At 65.8% G+C, this 17331-nt stretch carries 15 protein-coding genes; 6 read left to right on the forward strand and 9 right to left on the reverse strand.

Annotated features, from left to right (window positions below):
* Positions 1-135 precede the first annotated feature (135 nt).
* Both ACXAJT_RS19005 and ACXAJT_RS19010 read right to left on the reverse strand, forming a co-directional pair.
* Complete coding sequence (locus ACXAJT_RS19005; RefSeq protein ID WP_475237620.1) at positions 136-1122, reverse strand: bile acid:sodium symporter family protein; 987 nt, start codon at positions 1120-1122, stop codon at positions 136-138.
* A gap of 94 nt (positions 1123-1216) precedes the next feature.
* Complete coding sequence (locus ACXAJT_RS19010) at positions 1217-2806, reverse strand: gamma-glutamyltransferase family protein (RefSeq protein WP_475237621.1); 1590 nt, start codon at positions 2804-2806, stop codon at positions 1217-1219.
* Positions 2807-3006: 200 nt separating this feature from the next.
* Here ACXAJT_RS19010 and ACXAJT_RS19015 point away from each other — a divergent pair, with 200 nt between their 5' ends.
* Positions 3007-3891, forward strand: coding sequence for a LysR family transcriptional regulator (locus ACXAJT_RS19015; RefSeq protein ID WP_475237622.1), 885 nt, complete (start codon positions 3007-3009; stop codon positions 3889-3891).
* 36 nt (positions 3892-3927) lie between these two features.
* Here the strand turns inward: ACXAJT_RS19015 and ACXAJT_RS19020 are convergent, their stop codons facing one another.
* Both ACXAJT_RS19020 and ACXAJT_RS19025 read right to left on the reverse strand, forming a co-directional pair.
* Complete coding sequence (locus tag ACXAJT_RS19020) at positions 3928-4203, reverse strand: hypothetical protein (RefSeq protein ID WP_475237623.1); 276 nt, start codon at positions 4201-4203, stop codon at positions 3928-3930.
* 185 nt (positions 4204-4388) lie between these two features.
* A complete protein-coding gene (locus ACXAJT_RS19025; protein ID WP_475237624.1) occupies positions 4389-5627 on the reverse strand; it encodes an aminopeptidase in 1239 nt (412 codons plus the stop codon).
* Between the two features lie 183 nt (positions 5628-5810).
* Here ACXAJT_RS19025 and ACXAJT_RS19030 point away from each other — a divergent pair, with 183 nt between their 5' ends.
* The 3 genes from ACXAJT_RS19030 to ACXAJT_RS19040 all read left to right on the forward strand — a co-directional run bounded on the left by ACXAJT_RS19030 (position 5811) and on the right by ACXAJT_RS19040 (position 9804).
* Complete coding sequence (locus ACXAJT_RS19030) at positions 5811-6299, forward strand: NUDIX hydrolase (RefSeq protein WP_475237625.1); 489 nt, start codon at positions 5811-5813, stop codon at positions 6297-6299.
* Positions 6300-6337: 38 nt separating this feature from the next.
* A complete protein-coding gene (locus ACXAJT_RS19035; protein WP_475237626.1) occupies positions 6338-7819 on the forward strand; it encodes an inorganic phosphate transporter in 1482 nt (493 codons plus the stop codon).
* A gap of 125 nt (positions 7820-7944) precedes the next feature.
* Positions 7945-9804 carry a DEAD/DEAH box helicase gene (locus ACXAJT_RS19040; protein WP_475237627.1) on the forward strand — a complete coding sequence of 620 codons (1860 nt, stop codon included), beginning with the start codon at positions 7945-7947 and terminating at the stop codon, positions 9802-9804.
* A gap of 225 nt (positions 9805-10029) precedes the next feature.
* Here the strand turns inward: ACXAJT_RS19040 and ACXAJT_RS19045 are convergent, their stop codons facing one another.
* Both ACXAJT_RS19045 and ACXAJT_RS19050 read right to left on the reverse strand, forming a co-directional pair.
* The gene (locus ACXAJT_RS19045) at positions 10030-11595 is read right to left on the reverse strand and encodes a DHA2 family efflux MFS transporter permease subunit (RefSeq protein WP_475237628.1); all 1566 of its coding nucleotides are present in this window, start codon (positions 11593-11595) and stop codon (positions 10030-10032) included.
* Positions 11592-12749, reverse strand: coding sequence for an HlyD family secretion protein (locus tag ACXAJT_RS19050; RefSeq protein WP_475237629.1), 1158 nt, complete (start codon positions 12747-12749; stop codon positions 11592-11594). Before ACXAJT_RS19050 ends, ACXAJT_RS19045 begins: the two co-directional genes overlap by 4 nt.
* 138 nt (positions 12750-12887) lie before the next feature.
* Between ACXAJT_RS19050 and ACXAJT_RS19055 the strand changes: the two genes are divergently transcribed.
* A complete protein-coding gene (locus tag ACXAJT_RS19055; protein WP_475237630.1) occupies positions 12888-13550 on the forward strand; it encodes a TetR/AcrR family transcriptional regulator C-terminal domain-containing protein in 663 nt (220 codons plus the stop codon).
* Positions 13551-13625: 75 nt separating this feature from the next.
* Here the strand turns inward: ACXAJT_RS19055 and ACXAJT_RS19060 are convergent, their stop codons facing one another.
* Both ACXAJT_RS19060 and rocF read right to left on the reverse strand, forming a co-directional pair.
* Positions 13626-14690 (reverse strand): ornithine cyclodeaminase, encoded by a 1065-nt coding sequence (locus ACXAJT_RS19060; protein ID WP_475237631.1) that lies wholly within the window; start codon positions 14688-14690, stop codon positions 13626-13628.
* Complete coding sequence (rocF, locus tag ACXAJT_RS19065) at positions 14690-15616, reverse strand: arginase (protein WP_475237632.1); 927 nt, start codon at positions 15614-15616, stop codon at positions 14690-14692. The genes ACXAJT_RS19060 and rocF overlap by 1 nt, the downstream gene beginning before the upstream one ends.
* Positions 15617-15737: 121 nt before the next feature.
* On the opposite strand from rocF, the gene ACXAJT_RS19070 reads away from it, so the two are divergent.
* Positions 15738-16166, forward strand: coding sequence for an Lrp/AsnC family transcriptional regulator (locus tag ACXAJT_RS19070; RefSeq protein WP_066108342.1), 429 nt, complete (start codon positions 15738-15740; stop codon positions 16164-16166).
* A gap of 171 nt (positions 16167-16337) precedes the next feature.
* Here the strand turns inward: ACXAJT_RS19070 and ACXAJT_RS19075 are convergent, their stop codons facing one another.
* The gene (locus ACXAJT_RS19075; protein WP_475237633.1) at positions 16338-17303 is read right to left on the reverse strand and encodes a 3-hydroxyacyl-CoA dehydrogenase NAD-binding domain-containing protein; all 966 of its coding nucleotides are present in this window, start codon (positions 17301-17303) and stop codon (positions 16338-16340) included.
* Positions 17304-17331 lie beyond the last annotated feature (28 nt).

Below are 17331 nucleotides of genomic sequence, written 5' to 3' on the forward strand. Positions count from 1 at the left end.
ATCGAAAAAATTACGAATTTCTTCCGCAGTGGTTAGGCTCAGCCTATGCCGATGACAAAGCGGGCAGTGCCCCCCCATCAACGCAAAAGACCCGGCGCGGGCCGGGTCTCTTCAAATTTCACGCTGCAAAGCAGCTCAGTTCGCCGGCACCGCGCCAGTGTCCTCGCGCCGCGCCGCTTTTTGCGAGATGAAGGCGCAGACCAGAAGTTGGCTCATGTGATAGATCATCACCGGCAGAACGATGGCCCCCACCTTGTCCGCCGCGAACAGCGCCGTGGCGATCGGCAGGCCAGAGGCAAGGCTCTTGGTGGAACCGCAATAGAACAGCACGGCCCGGTCCGGATACGGCAGGCCAAAGACCTTCCCGGCTCCGACCATCAGGCCCATTGTGATCGCCAGGAAGACCAGCACCACCAGCGCCAGCATGATCAGGCTGGCGACCGGGATCGACTGCCACAGGCCCGAAACCGTGCTCGCGCTGAACGCCGAATAGACAATCAGCAGGATCGAGCCGCGATCGACCACCATGGTCAGCACCTTGTGTCGCTTCACGAAGGCGCCGATCCACGGCCGCGCGATCTGCCCGACCACGAAGGGCAGCAGGATCTGCGTGCCGATCTTGATCACCGAGTCGAGGCTGACGCCGCCATCGCCGGTGTGCAGCAGCAGCGCCACCAGAAGCGGGGTCAGGACAACGCCAACGATGTTCGACAGCGACGCCGCACAGATCGCCGCAGGCACGTTGCCGCCTGCAATCGAGGTAAAGGCGATCGACGATTGCACCGTCGAGGGCAGCACCGACAGGAACATCAGCCCCAGCGTCACCGTGGCCCCCAGCGCGGCCGAGAAGATTGCCGCCAGCGCCAGCCCGATCAGCGGGAACATCAGATAGGTGGCAGCAAAGGTCAGCCCCTGCAGCCGCCAGTTCATCAGACCGGCGCGCACCGAGGTCGGGTCCAGCTTGGCGCCGTAAAGAAAGAACAGCAGCGCGACGGCCCAGAAGGTCAGATGCTTCAGCCCGCCAGCCGCCACGCCTTGCGCGGGCAGCAGCACGCCAAGACACACCGTCGCGATCAGCAGCAGCATGTAGGTGTCGATGCCGATGCGTTTGAGATACTTCATCTCGTCTCCTGCTCTTTCCTCGTCGGCCTGCGCGCCGCTTCCTATGCCTCTGGCGCGGCGGTCCCGCGCCGAAGCGGGCGGGGCCGGCTCGGGCTCAGAAGCCCGCCGCCTGCCCATCCTTACGCGGATCCGAGCCCGCCGCATAGCCGCCTTCCGGCAAGCGATGCACCAGCTGCGCCCCGCCGAAACCAAAGGCATTGTCCGGCGCTTCGATCTGCACCTTGTGCCCCAGCGCCGTCAGCCCGTCCAGAAGATCAGGCGCCATGCTTGGCTCGCAGGCCACGTCGAGCCCCTCTATCATCCGCCAGCGCGGCGCGTCCGCAGCAACCTGCACGTCCTGCTTCCACAGTTGGGTGCGCAGCAGCAGCTGCATATGGCCCTGCGCCTGAATCGGCCCGCCCATCATGCCGTAAGCCATCAGCGGCGCGCCGTTCTTCATGACAAACCCCGGAATGATCGTGTGGAACGGGCGCTTGCCGCCCGCCACCTGATTGGGGTGGCCGTCTTCGGTGGTGAAGCCGTAACCGCGGTTCTGCAGCGACACGCCGGTGCCCGGCACCACCACGCCAGAGCCGAAGCCCGCGTAGTTGGACTGGATGAAGCTCACCATCATCCCCGACGCATCGCCCGTGTTGAGCAGCACCGTGCCGCCCCGCTTCGGCGCGCCGGGCCCAAAGTCCTGCGCCTTGTCCTCAGAGATGAGCGCGGCACGGGATTTCAGATACGCCGGATCAAGCAGCGCGGTCTCATCCACCTCGGTCATGTGATCGCGGTCGGCGACAAAGGCGTGCAGATCGGCATAGGCCAGCTTGATTGCCTCGATCTGCAGGTGCACGGCGGCCAGATCGTCCGGGCCATGGTCGCGAATAGACGTGTGCTGCAGCATCCCCAACGCCATGAGCGCGGCAATCCCCTGCCCGTTCGGCGGGATCTCGTGCAGATCCACGTCGTCGAACGACTGGCTCACCGTGCCGCACCAGTCAGGCTTGTGGTTGGAGAGATCCTGCAGCGTCATCGCACCTCCATGTGCCTCGGCAAAGGCGACGATCTCTTCCGCGATCTCGCCTTCGTAGAAGGCACGCCCCTTGGTGTCGGCAATCGCGCGCAGCGTGCGGGCGGCTCCGGGGTTGCGGAACCGCTCACCCGCCTTCGGGGTGCGCCCGCCGGGCATGAAGGTTTCGGCAAACCCCGGCTGCTTGCCCAGTGTTTCGGCGCCCTTGGCCCAGAGCGTGGCGATCACCGGCGAAACAATGAACCCATCTTCGGCGTAGCGGATCGCGGGCGCCAGCACCGTCGCCAGCCCCAGCTTGCCAAATCGCTCCGACAGTTCGACCCATGCGCTGACCGCGCCGGGCACGGTGACGCTGTCCCAGCCGTGCTGCGGCACACCATTGGGAAAGCGCTCGGGCGACCATGCGGCGGGCGCACGGCCCGAGGCGTTGAGGCCGTGCAACTGCTTACCGTCCCACAAAATGCAGAAGGCATCCGAGCCGAGGCCGTTGCCTGTGGGCTCCACCACGGTCAGCGCGGCGGCGGTGGCGATCGCGGCATCTACCGCGTTGCCGCCCTGTTGCAGGATGGTGAGCCCGGCCTGCGTGGCCAGCGGCTGAGACGTCGCAACGACGTTCTCTGCGAGAACCGGCGAGCGGCGCGACGGGTAGACGGGATCATGACGCAGGCGCATCGGCACTCCTTCAAAGGTCTGCGCAGACTGGTGGCACTTGGCGGTTGGCCCTGCGGGCAAGGCTTATCTCCGTCCCGCGGCAAGGCCACGCCCAGCATCCGGCACGTGTCTGCGATTTCATCAAGTGCAATAACACAAGACAGGCCTGCACAAAGCGCGGATTGATTGCGATCATTTTCAGAATTTCTTACGTTAGCGCGATGGACACCCGGCAACTCGAAACTCTTCTCGCGATCGAACAGCACGGCGGTTTCGCCGCGGCGGCGCAAGCGGTGAATTTGACAGCCTCGGCGGTCAGCCAGCAGGTCTCGGCGCTGGAGGCGGAACTGGGGGTGCAGCTTTACGATCGCGGCCGCCGCCCGCCCGTGCTCACCGCCAAGGGCGCCGAGGTGCTGCGCTCGGCCCGGCAGATCCTGCGTATCGTCACCGAGACCCGATCCTCGGTCACCGGCGGCGACGTCGGCGGCACGCTGGCGCTTGGCACCCTGCGCACAGGGGCCAATTCACTGGTGCCGCAGGCGCTGGCGTCCCTGCGGGGACGCTTTCCCGATCTCACCTACCGGCTGCGCATCGGCGTCTCCGAGGACCTGATGGCCGAAGTCGTCTCGGGTCAACTCGACGCCGCGCTGGTGGCCGAGCATGTGGCGGTGCCGCCAAGCCTGCGCTGGACAGAGGTGCTGGCCGAGCCCTTGGTGGTGATCACCCCACCGGGCACCGGCGGCGTCGCGATCCACGATCTGATCCGCCGCGTGCCCTACATCCGCTACCGCACGCAGGTGCCGCTGGCGCGGCAGATCGATACCGAAATCGCCCGGCTTGGCGTGGCGCCGCGGCAGGTCGTTTCGGTCAACACGATGACAGCGGTGGTGGGCTGTGTGCGGGCGGGCATGGGCTTTGCCATCATCCCCTATGTCGCGCTGCAGGATTCAATCACCGCCGCGCTCGACTGGTTTCCCTTCGGCACGCCGCCGATCCACCGCAGGCTCGGCCTCGTGCAGCGCCCGACCAGCAGCCGCGCCGAGGTGCTTTCAGCGCTGATCGCCGCGCTGCAAGAGCATGGCCGCCCGCGCGACGATCAGGATTGATGGCAAGGGCCGAAGGCGCCCCGGACGCCGCGGCGCTTAGCTGCGGTCGTCGAGGATACGCGCCAAGGCCGGATCGTTGCCGAAGAACGGCTCGGCGCTCAACCCGCCCTCGCCCGACTGGTCCGGCTGGATCATCAGGCGCTGGCGCAACTCGTTCTGGAACGGGCTGATCTTGCCAGTGCGCCGGGCTCTTGCCTTCAGCATTTCGCCTTCGATGGCCGCGTCGATGTCGTGATATTCCCCCCGCGCGACAAGGCCTTCGGCATAGGAGAGGACCTCTCCGCTGATGGTCACCGTCTGTGTCTTGCGCATGATCCAACCCCCTCACTCGTGTGGCAGCACGGCCAAGTGTAACGTGAGTCGGCCCGTACACCAGCAGCAAAAGTTAACGCGGCGTTAATACATGTGGCCTCGCTGTGGCGCAGACGCAAACCGGCCCGGACGGGCGCTGCCGTCCGGGCCGGTCATCTGTTTCAATCAGGGCCGAAGACCTTCCTTCAGGCCCACTCGCCCTTGCGGAACACCGGCACACGGGTGCCATCCTCGCGGATGCCATCGATGTCGGTCTCGGGGCCACCGATCATCCAGTCGACGTGGATCATCGAGCTGTTGCCGCCCTGCGCCGCGACCTCGTCTTGGCTCAGCGACGCGCCGTCGAGGAAGCACTTCGAATAGCACTGGCCAAGCGCGATATGGCAGGCGGCGTTTTCGTCAAAGAGCGTGTTGTAGAACAGCAGGCCGGACTGCGAGATCGGCGAGCCATGCGGCACCAGTGCCACTTCGCCAAGCCGCGCCGCGCCCTCGTCTGTGGCCAGCAGTTCCTTCAGCACCGCCTCGCCTTTCTCGGCCTTCGCTTCAACGATACGGCCGCCCTCGAAACGCACCTCGATGCCGTCGATCAGGCTGCCCTGATGCGACAGCGGCTTGGTCGAGCGTACGGTGCCCTCGACCTTCTGCGCGTGCGGCGTGGTGAACACCTCTTCGGTGGGGATGTTGGGATTGCACTGCACCCCGTTCTGCGCGCTGCTGGCGCCGCCATGCCATTCATGGCCGTCGGCCAGCCCCACCGTCAGATCAGTGCCCGGCCCGCTGAAATGCAACGCGGCGAAGCGCTCGGAGTTCAGCCATTCGGTACGCGCGCGCAGCGCCGCGTTGTGCTCGGCCCATGCGGCGACGGGATCGGCCTGATCGACGCGCGAGGCGGCAAAGATCGCCTCGGCCAGCTTGGCCTGGGCTTCGGGCTCGGGAAGCTCGGGGAACATGCGCTTGGCCCATGCCACGCCCGGCCATGCGCAGATCGACCAGTTGATCTTGAAGTTGGTGATCTCTTCCATCGCCGGCTTGTAGGCCTTGGAGTTCGCCTTGCCGACTCGCGAAACCTTCGCCGGGTCCTGTTCGGCCAGCAGCATCGGGTCTTCGCCGACGATCGCCATGCGCGCCGCGCCCTCGCCAAAGGCCTCGGCCATGCCGTTGTAGAGCCAGCCCGCGGCCACATCGAAACTGCCGTCCTTGGCCTCTTCGAAGCGCGCGAGGCTGACCTCCGAGTCGGACAGCAGCGGCGTCACCAGCGAGGCACCGGCGCGATAGGCGGCGCGCGTCACCGCCCGCACCAGCGGCAGCGCCGAGACCGGCGCGGTCAGAACAAGCTGCTGACCTTCCTGCAGGTTTACCCCGGTGCGCACGGCAACCTCGGCAAGGCGGTCGATCAGATCGGGGTCTATGGCGGTGGAAGTCATGGCAAGCTCCTTGTGTCTCTTTTGAGCGGTAAGCTGTGTCCGCAGCGGCCCGCCGTCAAGCCGATGGCCGCCGCTGCCGTCGGCGCGGGCCGGTCATGACCGCGCGTCACCAGTGCGACATAAAAGCGACAGACGCGCATGACAGATTGAAGTCGCCGATCCTTTGGTGATAGGAGGCGCGCCATGTTTCGGAAACTCTTGCATACCCTCCTTGGCCCGGCCTTCCGGCGGCCGCCGCGATTCCAGATCGCGGCGATGTGCTACCGGTATGCCCCCGATGGCGGCGCGCTCGAGGTTCTGCTGATCACATCGCGCGACACCGGACGCTGGGTGGTGCCCAAGGGCTGGCCCAAGGCCGGGCTCGACGCCGCAGGCGCGGCGATGGGCGAAGCCTGGGAGGAAGCCGGGGTCACCCCGCCAGATGTTCCGCCCACCGAGATCGGCACCTATCACTATGACAAGCGGCTCGATGGCGGCTTGCCGGTGGACACTAAAGTGCATGTCTATGCCACCGAGGTCACGAAACTCGAAGATAACTTCCCCGAGGCCGGGCAGCGCGAGCGGCGCTGGGTCAGCCCCGAAGAGGCGTCGGGCATGGTTCAAGAACCTGAACTCAGCACCCTCTTCCGCCGTTTGCCGGCGATCCTGAAAGCGCACGAAAAGTTTCGCTGACCGCCGCTCTCTGAAAGACACGGATGAAGGATGCGGCGATGAGCGCGCGTGACACCAATAAAGATTGGCCGACGCTGGACAAGGACCTCAACCGGATGTCCCTGCTCGAGTCGGCGTCGCTCTATACCGCGCGCCCGCTCGTCGGACTGGGCGTCTCTCTGGTCTTCATCGGGCTGATGGCGCTGCTTGCCGGGCTGGTCGCGGGTGCGACGCCGGGCACGATGATCATCGTCGTCGCAGCGGCCTTCGGGGCCTATATGGCGCTGAACATCGGTGCCAACGACGTGGCCAACAACATGGGCCCCGCAGTGGGGTCGAACGCGCTGTCGATGGCCGGCGCCATCGCGATCGCAGCGATCTGCGAAAGCGCCGGGGCGCTGCTGGCAGGCGGCGACGTGGTCTCGACCATCTCCAAGGGCATCAACGATCCCGCCGCCCTCGATCACGGTGGCCTTTTCGTGCACGCGATGCTGGCGGCGCTGCTGTCGGCAGCGCTCTGGGTCAACCTTGCCACGTGGATCGGCGCGCCGGTGTCCACCACGCACGCCGTCGTTGGCGGTGTCATGGGCGCGGGCATCGCCGCAGCAGGCTTTGCCACGGTGAACTGGCCGACCATGGGCGCCATCGCCGCAAGCTGGGTGATCTCGCCGGTGATGGGCGGTGTCATCGCCGCCGCCATGCTGGCCTTCATCAAGTGGCGGGTGATGTATGTGCCCGACCGGATCGCCGCCGCGCGCACATGGGTGCCGGTGCTGATCGGCCTGATGTCGGGCGCGTTTGCCACCTATCTCGCGCTCAAGGGCCTGAAGAAGGTGATGCACATCGACATGCCGATCGCGCTGCTGATCGGTCTCGGCGCGGCGATCCTCATCGGCCTGATCTCGGTGCCGCTGGTGCGCCGCCAGTCCGAAGGGCTGGAGAACCGCAACGCCTCGCTCAAGGTGCTCTTCCGGCTTCCGCTGGTGGTGTCCGCAGCCCTGCTGTCCTTCGCGCACGGTGCCAACGATGTGGCCAACGCCGTCGGTCCGCTGGCGGCCATCGTCGATGCGCTGCAGACCGGGACCGAAGGCGCGTCCGAAGTGTCGATCCCGCTCTGGGTGATGGTCATCGGCGCGGTGGGCATCTCCTGCGGCCTGATCCTCTTCGGCCCGCGGCTGATCCGCATGGTCGGCAGCCAGATCACCAAGCTCAACCCGATGCGCGCCTATTGCGTGGCGCTCTCGGCGGCGGTGACGGTGATCATCGCCTCGTGGCTCGGCCTGCCGGTCAGCTCGACGCATATCGCGGTGGGCGGCATCTTTGGCGTCGGATTCTTCCGCGAGTGGTACATGGCGCGCCGCGCGCGCAAGCTGAACAAGGCCAACGGCCGCAAGCCGCTGCCGATCGAGGAACGCCAACGCCGCAAGCTGGTGCGCCGCTCGCATTTCCTGACCATCGCTGCCGCGTGGGTGGTCACCGTGCCAGCCTCGGCGGTGCTGTCGGCGGTATGCTTCTTTCTCATCTCGGCCATGCTCGGCTGAGCTTAATCGACGCTTTACGGACACGGACGCAAGGTATATAGCGCACCCTTTCCCGGCGCCCTGACTCGGTCTGACTCCTCGTACCGACATCCTTCGCCGACAGTCCTTGGATCGGATCTCAGACTTTGAAACAGACCCTCGCAGCCGCTCTGCAAGCCCGCGGATACGAAACACTTACCCCGGTACAGGAAGCGGTGACAGACACCGCACTCGCCGGCGCAGACCTTCTGGTTTCCGCGCAGACCGGTTCCGGCAAGACGGTGGGCTTCGGCCTTGCCATCGCCCCTTCTGTACTCGGCGATGCCGAAAGCTTCGGCGCCGCTGGTGCCCCCGAGGCGCTGATCATCGCGCCGACGCGCGAACTGGCACTGCAGGTGAAGCGCGAACTGAGCTGGCTTTATGCCGAAGCGGGCGCCGTGATGGCCTCTTGCGTCGGCGGCATGGACGCGCGCACCGAGCGCCGGGCGCTCGAGCGCGGCGCGCATATCGTCGTCGCCACCCCGGGCCGTCTCTGCGACCACCTGCGCCGCGGCGCGCTGGATCTCTCGCAGGTCAAGGCCGTGGTGCTCGACGAGGCGGACGAGATGCTCGATCTGGGCTTCCGCGAAGACCTCGAAACCATTCTCGAAGCCTCGAACCCCGAGCGCCAGACGCTGCTGTTCTCGGCCACCGTCTCGCCGCAGATCGCGCAGCTGGCACAGCGCTACCAGCGCGACTCGCAGCGCGTGACCGTGCAGGGCGGATCGAAGCAACACTCGGACATCTCCTATCAGGCGATCACCGTGGCGCAGGGCGATCAGGAAAACGCGATCACCAACCTGCTGCGCTTCCACGAAGCGCCCAACGCCATCGTCTTTGCCAACACCCGCGCCACCGTGGCGCGGCTTGTGACCCGCCTGACCAACCGCGGCTTTGCCGTTGTCGGCCTGTCGGGCGAGCTGAGCCAGGACGAGCGCAGCCACGCGCTGCAAGCGATGCGCGACGGTCGTGCCCGTGTCTGCGTCGCCACCGATGTGGCCGCCCGCGGCATCGACCTGCCGAACCTCGATCTGGTGATCCACGCCGAGCTGCCGCAGAGCAACGAAGCGCTGCTGCACCGCTCGGGCCGCACCGGCCGCGCCGGGCGCAAGGGCATCTCTGCGCTGATCGTGCAGCTGCGCGACCGTAAGAAGGCCGAGCGCATCATGCGTTTTGCCAAGGTCGATGCAGAATGGGTCGAAGCTCCCAGCGCCGATGCCGTGCTTGAGAAGGACGAGGCGCGCCTGATGGCCGATCCGGTCTGGACCGATCCCTCGCCCGAAACCGACGAGGCACTGATCAAGCAGATCACCGAGCAATACTCGTCCGAACAGATCGCTGCCGCCATGGTCCGCCAGTGGCGCGGCCTGCGCTCGGCTCCCGAGGAACTGCTGCCGGTCGACGCCCGCCCCGAGCGCGCGCCGCGCTCCGAGCCCTTTGGCCCGAGCCGCTGGTTCAGCGTAACCGTGGGCCGCGAGGGCAACGCCAACCCGCGTTGGCTGCTGCCGAAGATCTGCCGTGCCGGCCAGATCACCCGCGAGTCCATCGGCGCGATCCGCATCGCCGACGAACTGACCTACGTCGAGATCGCCGCCAGCGCGGTCGACGGCTTCCTTGAGGCCCTCGGCCCCGACATGGAAGTGGCGCAGGGCCTCGTGATGGAAGAGGTCGACGGCCTCCCCGAGGAACTCAAGGGTGCGCCGCGCGGTCCCAAGAAGCCGGGCGGCTTCAAGAAAGACGGCGGCTTCCGCAAGGAAGGTGGGTTCAAGAAAGAGGGCGGCTTCAAGAAGAAGTCCTTCGGCGGCCCCGGCAAAGGTGGCTTCAAGCGCAAGTCCGAGGACAGCGATTTCGATCGCCCGCGCCGTGAGGGCGACAAGCCCAAGGGCAAGTTCGGTGCCAAGAAAACCTTCCGCGACACCGATGGCGCGCACAAGAAAGCCGGCCCCAAGAAGCACCGCAAGGGCTGAGGCTCCGCTGACAGACTGACGTGAAAGAGGCCGCCGGAAATCCGGCGGCCTTTTTCCATTTCCAACAGCGCTTACTTCGCCCGGAACAAGGCCGAAGGCCGCAGGGCGAGCGCCGGCCCGTCCCCACGGGCTGGCACTTTGTTATTGTTGTGCTGCGCTCGCGGGGTGGTCGGATTTGGCGGGCATAAAGTGCAGACCTCGAGGGGATTTGCGCCATAGGCAGCGTCAGTGCGCCGCGCCCCCTGCCCCGGCCTTCGGCGGTTTCATCGCCAGCGCCATCACGGCCAGCCCGGCAAAGAGCACGGTGATCAGCAAGAAGACGTCGACGAAGGACATCACCGTCGCCTGCTGCGCCACCCGCCCGGCCATCTGCTGTAACGCGCCAGTGTCGCCATCGGCACCCTGCGCCGTCAGGTTCTGGCCCATCATCTCGAGCTGACGCAACGCCTCGGGATTGTCCCAGTTCACCGCCTCATTGAGCCGCGCCGTGTGCAGCGCCCCACGATCAGTGAGCAGCGTGTTGATCACCGCCAGCCCGACCGCGCCGCCAAGGTTGCGCATCAGGTTGTAGAGCCCCGAGGCGCTTTTCATCTTGTCCGGCGGCAGCGTGCCAAGCGCAAGGTTGTTGATCGGCACCATACAGATCATCAGCGACAGCCCGCGCAGCACCTGCGGCCAGAACAATTCCTGAAAATCCCATTCGGCGGTCATCCCGGTCAGCATCCACGACGACAGGCCGAAGCCGAGAAAGCCCATCAGCAGCATCAGCCGCAGGTCCATCTTCGACGACAGGATCCCCGCCAGCGGTGCCGAAAGGAACATCGCAAGCCCCGACACGAAGACCGTCTGCCCGGTCATCAGGCTGTCGTAGCCGCGGATCGACGACAGGTAGAGCGGGTAAAGATAGGTCATCCCATAAAGCCCGATGCCCATGACGAAGCTGAACAGCGATCCGACGGCAAAGTTGGTATCCGAGAAGGCCGAGAAATCCACCACGGGGGTCTTCAGCGTGAAAGCCCGCCAGAAGGTGACGATCCCGCCCAGCACCATGACGACGAAGAGCGCGGCGACGATCTCGTCCTGAAACCAGTCGTTGCCCGGCCCTTCTTCCAGCACGTATTCCATCGCGCCAAGGAAGCAGGCCAGCGCGCCAAGGCCGATCCAGTCGAACGTGTCGAAAAGCTTCCACTCCGGCTTGTCGAAATCCACCAGCGTCAGCGCGCCAATGGTGACGAGAATGCCCGCGGGCACGTTGACGAGGAACAGCCAGTGCCAACTCATCGCGTGGCTGAGGTAGCCACCGACCGTCGGGCCGACGGTCGGCGCGAGCGTGGCGACAAGGCCGATCATCGGCGAGACGATGGCCCGCTTCGACGGCGGAAACAGCGTGAAGGCCGCCGCGAAGACCGACGGGATCATGCCGCCCCCCAGAAATCCCTGCACCGCCCGCCACAGGATCATCTCGTTGATCGAGCCCGACGTGGCGCAGAGAAAGGAGGCGATGGTAAAGCCCCCAGCCGACAGCGCGAAAAGATAGCGCGTCGACATCATCCGCCCCAGAAGGCCCGAGAGCGGGATCATGATCACCTCGGCGATCAGATAGGAGGTCTGCACCCAGCTGATCTCTTCCGACGAGGCGCCGAGCCCGGCCTGAATTTCCGGCAGCGAGGCCGAGACGATCTGGATGTCGAGGATCGCCATGAACATCCCGAAGACCATGACGAAAAACGCCGCGACCCTGCGCGGCGTCAGCTCGGGCTCCCCGGCTTCGATATCGGCGTCGGCACTCATTGCGAGACCTCCGCAAGCTCCGTGCGCTCGGGCGCGGTGCGCGCGTCGATCTCAACCACCACCGACAGGCCGGCGCGCAGGCCGGGAGTGTCCTCGGGCAGCTCGATCCGCACCGGCACCCGCTGCACGATCTTGGTGAAGTTGCCAGTGGCATTGTCCGCCGGCAGCAGCGAAAAGACCGAGCCGGTGGCCGGGGCGACCGAGATAACGCGGCCTTCGATCTCATGGCCTTCCAGCGCGTCGATGCTGACCTTGGCGGTCTCGCCGGGATGGATGCCCGCAAGCTGGGTTTCCTTGTAGTTCGCCTCGACGTAGAGCCCGCGCTCGGGCACCACCGCGGCAAGCCGCGCGCCGATATTCACCAGTTCACCTTCTTCTATGGCGATATTGGCGACCGTGCCGTCGAACGGCGCGCGCAGAACGGTATGATCGAGGTCGCGCTGCGCCTGAGCGATGTCGAGTTCGATCTCGCGGCGGCGGCTCTCGGTCTCGGCCCGCTCTGCCTTGAGCACCTCGACCTGCGCCTCGGCCCCTTTGATCGCGGCCTCGGCGGCGGCCTTGTTGGCCTTGGCGGTTTCCAGCGCCTCGTTCGCATCATCAAGGTCGGCCTGCGAGGTCACCTTGCGCTCGGCCAACCCCTGCGCGCGCCCCTGCGCGGTCTGCGCCGTGCGCAGGGCCGCCTCGGCGGCCGAGAGTTCGGCCTCGGATTGGGTGACGGTCGCCCGCGCCGCCGCGACCTGCGCGTCGATCCGCGCCAGCGTACGCTCCAGCGTCGGTAGTTGGGCCTGCGCCTGTTCCAACGCAATGCGGTAGTCGCCGTCCTCAATGCGGACCAGCACGTCGCCCTTGCTCACATGCTGGTTGGCCTGCACGGGGATCGCTTCGACGTAGCCCTGCAGCTTGGACGACACCAGCGACAGATCCGCCTGAACATAGGCGTCATCGGTTTCGACCATGAACCGCCCCTCGGTCCACCAGCCATAGCCCTCGTATCCCCCCGCCAGCAGCGCAAGAAGCGCGATCCCCCCAAGGATGCGCTTCTTGCGGCCACTTTTGGGCGGCGCCGTGTCTTCGTGAGTGGTGGCCTGTTCAGGCTGCGGCGCCGCAGGACGATTATCGGGATCGGTGGCTTCGATGCGATCGTGACGGGACATGGGGCGGACTTTCGGAGGCGGACGGACAGTACCCCGAGGGATTCGCTCTATCGAACCACCCGGTTCGATACCAGTTAGACGCCTGCCGACACGAAATCAAGGCTTCATCGAACCGACCGGTTCGATTATATCTGAGCCATGACCGAAGAGACTCTCACAGACGCCGCCCGCGTAGATGCGCAAAAACGCCGCCATGCCGCGGGCGAAGATCCTGAAAAGCGCCGCCAGATCCTCGAAGGCGCGTGGAGCGTGTTTGTCGCGCAAGGCTATCACGCCGCCTCGATGAACAGCATCTGCAAGGCCGCCGGCGTGTCGAAAGGCACGCTCTATGTCTATTTCGAGAACAAGGAGGATCTCTTCGTCGCGCTGGTCGAGGATAAACGTCGCGACTTCTTTGACGGGATATTCGAGCGTCTCGCCCATGCTGGCACCGTCGAGGAACGGCTGCTGGCCTATGCCACCGGGCTTTCGGTGCAGCTCAACTCCGACGACGTGATGCGTGCGCAGCGCATCGTCATCAGCGTGGTCGAACGCATGCCCGAACTGGGCAAGCGGTTCTATGATGCCGGCGCGCGGCATTTCCTTGGCTGTCTCGAGGAATTCCTGCGCAAGGAGACCGAGGCCGGAACACTTGCGATCGCCGACACCGAACTGGCTGCATCGCAGTTCGTCGAACTCTCGACCACCGGCACATGGCGCGCACGGCTCTTCGGGCGGCGGCCCGACGAACCCTCGGACGAAGAAATCGCCTATTATGCCCGCGAGGCGGTGCGCATGTTCCTCGCGAGGTACGGCAGCTGACGGCCGGACAGACAGGCCAAGAGCGCGCGCCGGTCTGATCCCCAGCGCGCGCCCTTCTTGGGGTCCGTCAAATCTTCAGCCTGCCCGGGTCAGCATGCCGAACAGATCGCGCGGATCATCCGGGTCGGCCAGCAGATCAAGCTGCTCGCAGAATGCCCCGCCCTCGATAAGCCCATGGACGTAGCGAAGCGCCGAGAAATCCTCGATCGCAAACCCCACCGAGTCGAAGAGCGTGATCTGCTTGGCGTCACGCCGCCCCGGGGTTTCGCCGCGCATCACCTGCCATAGCTCGGTCACCGGGTGATCTTGCTCCAGCTGCTGGATTTCGCCCTCGATGCGGGTCTGCTCGGGGTATTCCACAAAGATGTCCGAGCGCAGCAGGATGTCGCGATGCAGTTCGGTCTTGCCCGGGCAGTCGCCGCCGATCGCGTTGATGTGCACGCCGCTGCCGACCATGTTGTCGGTCAGGATGGTCGCGTATTGCTTGTCGGCGGTGCAGGTGGTGATCACCTGCGCGCCCTCGACCGCGGCTTCGGGGCTGTCGCAGCGCACCACCTCAAAGCCTTGCGCCTTGAGGTTTCGCTCGGCCTTGTCGGTCGCCGCCGGATCGACATCATAGAGCCGCAGCCTGTTGATCCCGCTCAGCGCGCGGAACGCCAGGGCCTGAAACTCGCACTGCGCGCCATTGCCGATCATCGCCATCACCTCGGCACCTTTCGGCGCGAGGTACTTGCCCACCAGCGCCGAGGTGGCGGCGGTGCGCAGCGCGGTCAAAACGGTCATCTCGGTCAGCAGGATCGGATAGCCATTGGCCACCGACGACAGCACGCCAAAGGCGGTGACGGTCTGATACCCCTCGCGCATGTTCTTGGGGTGGCCGTTGACGTATTTGAAGCCGTAGTTCTGGGCATCTGCCGTCGGCATCAGCTCGATCACCCCATCGCGCGAGTGGCTGGCCACGCGCGGCGTCTTGTCGAACTCCGGCCAGCGTTTGAAGTCATCCTCGATGACGGCAGCAAGCCCGGTGAGGAAGGCCTCGATGCCATGGGCATGCACCAGCTTCATCATGTTCTCGACCGACACGAAGGGCACATAGGCAAGTTCGGAGGGTTTCAGATCAGAAGGGGTCACGGCCATCATCAGAAGCTCCGGGTCATACGGTCAAGCACGCGGCGACCGAACAGGCTCGCCGTCAGGTCGCACAGCAGCTTCGCCGTACGCCCGCGCTCATCAAGGAACGGGTTCAGCTCGACGAGATCGAGCGAGCGCACCAGCCCGGAATCGCCAAGGGTTTCCATGATCAGATGCGCCTCGCGGAAAGTGGCGCCGCCGGGCACCGTGGTGCCCACGGCGGGTGCGATCCCCGGCTCGAGGAAGTCGACATCGAAACTGACGTGCAGCAGACCGTTCGCTGCCTTTACCTTTTCGAGAAAGGTTTTCAGCGGCGCCAGAACGCCGGTCTCGTCGATGGCGCGCATGTCGTGCACCTCGATCCCCTGCTCACGGATCAGCTTGTGCTCGGCCCGGTCGACCGAACGGATGCCCATCATGCAGATGTTCTGGGTCGGCACGGCGGCGGCGAGCGGCGGGTAGGCGTCATTGCCGGGCTGGCCGGTGAAATAGTTCACCGGGGTGCCGTGCAGATTGCCGCTTTCCGTGGTCTCCAGCGAATGCAGATCAGGATGCGCGTCGAGCCAGAGCACGAAGAGCGGACGCCCCTGCCCCTGCGCGTAGCGCGCCATCCCCGCGACGGTGCCCGCGGACATCGAATGATCGCCGCCCATGTAAATCGGCAGGTCATGCGCGCTGGCCGCGTCGAAGGCGGCGGCTTCCAGCGCTTCGATCCATGCGATGGTTTCGGCGAGGTTGTGGATCGCGCCATTGGCGTGTCCCCGCGGGGACACCGCGGGAATGCTGAGGTCGCCAAGGTCGGTCACCTGCCAGTCGAGCGCGGCCAAAGTCGGCTCGAGCCCGGCGGTGCGCAGGCTGGCGGGCCCCATCAGGCAGCCCGGTTGCGACGCGCCGGTCTGGATCGGGGCGCCGAGAAGGGAACAGGTACTGGGCATGGTCTCTCCGTTGTGCTTGCGCGCATGATGCCGCGAGTTGCTGACGAATGTGATCGTCAATGTGATCAAAACGCATTAGTATCTGCTCACTTTGATCAACATATGAGTCAAACCGTACAGCATGAGCCCGCTTCCGAAAACTGACCGTGCCATCATCGCCGCGCTGCGCGGCGACGCGCGCATGCCGATCACCCAGCTTGCGCAGACCGTTGGCATCTCGCGCACCACCGCGCGCGCCCGGCTCGAAGCGTTGGTGGCCGAGGGGCGGATCCGGCGGTTCACCATCGAGACCGATCAGGATGTGGAAGGCGAGGTGCGCGCGATCACCATGGTCGAACTGCAAGGGCGGCTGTCGCGCAATGTCATCCGCACGCTGACCCGCATCCCCGAGGTGTCGACCATCCATGCCACCAACGGCGCATGGGATCTGGTGGTGGAGATCAGGACGGACTCGTTGGTGAATTTCGACCGGGTGCTGCGCGAGATCCGCGACGTCCCGGGGGTGCTCAACTCCGAAAGCAGCCTGCTTCTGGCGCATGTGTCGGGGTGAAGCCCGCCCGGAACAAGGCGCGCAGCGCCGCCGGGCGAGCGCTGGCCCGTCCGGGCGGGCTGGCGCTTTGTCATTCATATGCAGATGAACGAGGTCACACGGATTTGGCGGGCATAAAGCGCGGACCTCAACCGTTGCAGCGTCACCCCACGGGCCGACGCTCGCCCGGCTTCACCCCTCAGCATCCTCCGACAACGCCTTGAGCCGGCGCAGCAGTGCCGCGTCGCGGAAGGCGACATCCTTGGCAAAACTTTCCTCGTTCGGCGTGCCATAGGCTTCGGTCAGCATCGCGCGGGTTTCGGGATCGAGCCGCGCGTCACCCAGATCGTCCCACCATGTCTCGACCGCCTCGCCGAGATGATCGAGGAAATGCCCCATGCCGCCGACACCGCCCGCCAGCGCAAAGATCTTGCCCTGCCCGATGAAGGCCCACCGCTGGCCCGGCCCCATCGAGGCCGCAAGGTCGATGTCCTCCATCGACGCCACGCCCTCGCGCGCGAGGTAAACGCTCTCGCGCAGAACGGCGGCCTGCAGGCGATTGGCGATATGGCCGATCATCTCGCGGTTCAGCTTGATCGGCACCTTGCCCACCGCCTTGTAGAACGCCATCGCCGCTGCGACCGCCGCCTCGGAGGTCAGCTTGCCCGGGACCACCTCCACCAGCGGCACCAGATGCGGCGGGTTGAACGGATGGCCGACGACCAGCCGCTCGGGGTGCTTCATCTCGGCCTGTAGTTCGCTGGGCATGATGCCACTTGTGGACGAAGCGATGACGACGTCGGGCGCCAGCGCAGACTCGAGCTTGGCATAGGTGTCGCGCTTGATCTCGATACGCTCGGGGGCGTTTTCCTGCACCAACCCGGCGCCGGTAGCGGCCTCTTCGGGGGTCGCAAAGAACGTCAGCGCGGCGAGCGCCTCCTCTGCGCTGCGGCCCGAGGTCTGTCCGAGTGCCTCCATCGACGGCCAAGCGGCGCGGACGAACTCGCGCAGTTTGGCTTCTGCGCTTGTGCCGGGATCGCTGGCGCGGACGCTCAGCCCGGCCCCAAGGAACAGCGTCGCCCAGCTGGCGCCGATGGTTCCGGTGCCGATCACGGCGATGGTCTGGGGAATCTGCGGGGATGCTTCGGCGGATGACATGGGAAAACCTCTCTCCTCAGGGAAATCG

Source organism: Salipiger sp. ABF4_146 (assembly GCF_056161345.1).

Bases quoted from the DNA above. Each gene is read 5' to 3' on its own strand.
- ACXAJT_RS19005 (WP_475237620.1), bottom strand. From the start codon at position 1,122: ATGAAGTATCTCAAACGCATCGGCATCGACACCTACATGCTGCTGCTG.
- ACXAJT_RS19010 (WP_475237621.1), bottom strand. From the start codon at position 2,806: ATGCGCCTGCGTCATGATCCCGTCTACCCGTCGCGCCGCTCGCCGGTT.
- ACXAJT_RS19015 (WP_475237622.1), top strand. From the start codon at position 3,007: ATGGACACCCGGCAACTCGAAACTCTTCTCGCGATCGAACAGCACGGC.
- ACXAJT_RS19020 (WP_475237623.1), bottom strand. From the start codon at position 4,203: ATGCGCAAGACACAGACGGTGACCATCAGCGGAGAGGTCCTCTCCTAT.
- ACXAJT_RS19025 (WP_475237624.1), bottom strand. From the start codon at position 5,627: ATGACTTCCACCGCCATAGACCCCGATCTGATCGACCGCCTTGCCGAG.
- ACXAJT_RS19030 (WP_475237625.1), top strand. From the start codon at position 5,811: ATGTTTCGGAAACTCTTGCATACCCTCCTTGGCCCGGCCTTCCGGCGG.
- ACXAJT_RS19035 (WP_475237626.1), top strand. From the start codon at position 6,338: ATGAGCGCGCGTGACACCAATAAAGATTGGCCGACGCTGGACAAGGAC.
- ACXAJT_RS19045 (WP_475237628.1), bottom strand. From the start codon at position 11,595: ATGAGTGCCGACGCCGATATCGAAGCCGGGGAGCCCGAGCTGACGCCG.
- ACXAJT_RS19050 (WP_475237629.1), bottom strand. From the start codon at position 12,749: ATGTCCCGTCACGATCGCATCGAAGCCACCGATCCCGATAATCGTCCT.
- ACXAJT_RS19055 (WP_475237630.1), top strand. From the start codon at position 12,888: ATGACCGAAGAGACTCTCACAGACGCCGCCCGCGTAGATGCGCAAAAA.
- ACXAJT_RS19060 (WP_475237631.1), bottom strand. From the start codon at position 14,690: ATGATGGCCGTGACCCCTTCTGATCTGAAACCCTCCGAACTTGCCTAT.
- rocF (WP_475237632.1), bottom strand. From the start codon at position 15,616: ATGCCCAGTACCTGTTCCCTTCTCGGCGCCCCGATCCAGACCGGCGCG.
- ACXAJT_RS19070 (WP_066108342.1), top strand. From the start codon at position 15,738: ATGAGCCCGCTTCCGAAAACTGACCGTGCCATCATCGCCGCGCTGCGC.
- ACXAJT_RS19075 (WP_475237633.1), bottom strand. From the start codon at position 17,303: ATGTCATCCGCCGAAGCATCCCCGCAGATTCCCCAGACCATCGCCGTG.